This window comes from Actinosynnema sp. (assembly GCF_052038725.1).
The window spans coordinates 1-2521 of sequence record NZ_JBQGCX010000228.1; the positions used below are offsets into that span (position 1 = coordinate 1).

The 2521-nt window shown below is 74.6% G+C and carries 4 protein-coding genes; 1 reads left to right on the forward strand and 3 read right to left on the reverse strand.

Annotated features, from left to right (window positions below; translation table 11 throughout):
• A partial coding sequence (locus ACTUAL_RS04430) for a signal peptidase I (protein ID WP_440899357.1) occupies nt 1-370 on the reverse strand: 370 nt, incomplete at its 3' end.
• Entirely contained in the window at nt 367-984 is a 618-nt protein-coding gene (locus ACTUAL_RS04435) for a hypothetical protein (RefSeq protein ID WP_157767778.1), read from the reverse strand. The genes ACTUAL_RS04430 and ACTUAL_RS04435, both read right to left, overlap by 4 nt.
• Nucleotides 985-1208: 224 nt before the next feature.
• Between ACTUAL_RS04435 and ACTUAL_RS04440 the strand changes: the two genes are divergently transcribed.
• Nucleotides 1209-1751, forward strand: coding sequence for a CAP domain-containing protein (locus tag ACTUAL_RS04440; protein ID WP_096495461.1), 543 nt, complete (start codon nt 1209-1211; stop codon nt 1749-1751).
• Between the two features lie 127 nt (nt 1752-1878).
• Here ACTUAL_RS04440 and ACTUAL_RS04445 read toward each other — a convergent pair.
• A partial coding sequence (locus ACTUAL_RS04445) for a helix-turn-helix domain-containing protein (RefSeq protein WP_440899358.1) occupies nt 1879-2521 on the reverse strand: 643 nt, incomplete at its 5' end.

A 2521-nucleotide genomic window follows, 5' to 3' on the forward strand; every position in this document is an offset into this window, starting at 1 on the left:
CCGGCACCAGCCCGCGCACCCGCCCCAGCACGTCCTCGGGCGCGACGGGCGCCGCGTCCGGGGTGGGGTTCGCGTCGCCCCTGGTGCGGTAGCGGCCGTCGTCGTCGCGGCCGACGACCCGGTGCATCACCGACGGCGCGCCGGACCGGGAGTAGACGACGACGTCCCCGACCAGCGGTTCGCGGTCGGGGGCTGGGTCGAGCAGCACCACGTCGCCGGGCCGCACGAGCGGCCCCATCGACCCGGAGGTGACCACCACCGGCCGCCAGCCCCACAGCACCGGCGTGAACGCGCACAGCGCGAGGGTGAGCGAGACGGCGCCGGTGAACGCCAGGGCGCACCGCGCCACCAGGCGCCACCGGGACCTCACCCCCTGGCCTCCCAGGTGAACGTCGCCGCCGCGGTCTTGTTCTGCGCCTCGGCGACGGACTTGACGGTGATGGTGAACCGGAAGGCCACCGTCGCCCCGTTGGTGGCGGTGGACCAGGCCCCGACGCCGCTGGCGTAGTCGGTGGCGGTGGAGCCGAACTCGTCGAGCGTGCCTCGGAAGACCCCGCCCGCCCTGGCGGAGAAGGTGGCGCAGCTGGGCGCGGGCGACGTGAAGCTGTCGGCGCCCCGGTCGACCACGAGGTCGAGGTACGGGGCGAGCGCGCCCGTCGCGGAGCCGTACAGCTTGATGGTGGCGCTGGGGGTGATCGTGCCGTCGTAGCGGACGGTGATGCACTTGGTGACCGCCTGGCCGCCGGTGAGCCTGCCGTTCGAGGCGCTGCTGTACAGGGCGGAGCCGGAGCTGTTCTCGGCCAGCGCGATGGAGCCGGTCTCCCACGAGTTCGGGCTGTTGCTCACCGTGCCGGAGAACGCGGCCTCCGAGGTGCGCAGGACCATCGTCAGGCACAGCACGACGCCGACGAGCGCGGCCCCGACCGCCCAGGCGGTGGCGGAGACCGCGGGCGCGGGCGGGCGCGGCGCGCGGTGCTTCGGCATGACCGTGCAATCGGACGGCGGGGGACGGACCTGAGACACTCCCGGTCGGACGAAACCGCAGCTCACAGCCCCGCAGAGCCCCCGGCGAACGGCGTGGACGGCACCGGTTCGAGGGTTCTGACGCTTCACACCCGTTCCGCAACCGAGGTGGACCCGGAAGCGCACTCGACGGGCTCGAACCTTGTCCCATCAGCAAGTCGGGACGAACGGATCGGGGACACGACATGAGCGCCAAGACCACCACCCAGCGGATCGCCGGCCTCGCCCTCCTGGCGGGCATGACGGTCACCGGCCTGCTGGCCGCCACCGGCGCCGCGAACGCCGCGCCCCGGACCACCAACCCGGCCACCTCCTCGGTCGTCGCGAAGGCCGCCCAGGACGCCCCCGCGTACGCCGCCGAGGTGCTGAAGCTGACGAACCAGGAGCGCGCGAAGGCCGGGTGCGGCGCGCTGGTCGCCAACACCAAGCTCGCCGCCGCCGCCAAGGGCCACAACGACGAGATGGCCGCGCAGAACTACTTCAGCCACACCGGCGCCGACGGCAGCGCCCCGGCGCAGCGCGTGGACGCGGCGGGCTACTACTGGCGGGCCACCGCGGAGAACATCGCCATGGGCCAGTCGACCCCGGCGGCCGTGGTCCGGGCGTGGATGAACTCCGCGGGCCACAAGGCCAACATCCTGAACTGCGCGTACAAGGACCTGGGTGTCGCCTACACCGTCAACTCGCGCGGCAAGGCCTACTGGACCGAGAACTTCGGCAGCCTGTGACCCGCTCCCGCACCGCGCGGCTCCCCTTCCCCGCAGCACGGCCCCAGTCCCCGCAGCACGGCTCCGAGTCCCCCGCCAGCGCCACCCCGACCGCACCGCTCCCCGTGACCGCTCCGGGGCGACCGGCTCAGTACCGCCGGGCGTAGGTGGTCGGCGGCTCGCCGAAGACCTCGGTGAAGTCCCTGGTCAGGTGCCCCTGGTCCGCGTAGCCCAGCTCGGCCGCCAGCTCCGCCCAGGCGATCCGCCCGCCGGCCGCCAGCCGATCGGTGGCCTCGCGCAGCCGGTAGCGGCGCACCACCCACTTCGGCCCGACGCCCACGTGCTCCGCGAACAGCCGCTGCAGGCTCCGCACCCCCACGCCGAGCTCGCGCGCCACCGCGTCCACGCGGGTCAGCCCCGGTGACGACTCGATCAGCTCCACCGCCCGCACCGCGTCCCGCGCCCCCCGGTCCAGCACCGGCGACCGGGACCGCAGCAGCTCCTCCACCTCGGCGGTCGACGTGGGCGCGGGCAGCGGTCCGAACACCTCCTCGGCGGGCAGCACCCGCCCGGTGATCGTCGACACGGGCGCCCCGAGGAACCCCCGGAACGCGCCCGGCCGGAACGCCACCCCGCGCACCTCGCCCCGCCCGGCGAGCACCCGCGTCCCGTGGCCGCGCGCGGGGCCCGAGATCCGCGCGCCCCCGGAGCCGAAGGTCAGGTGCACGTTCGGCAGGGACACGATCAGCTGGTGGTACGGCGTGGCGTAGTCCCAGGTCACGTGCCAGTGG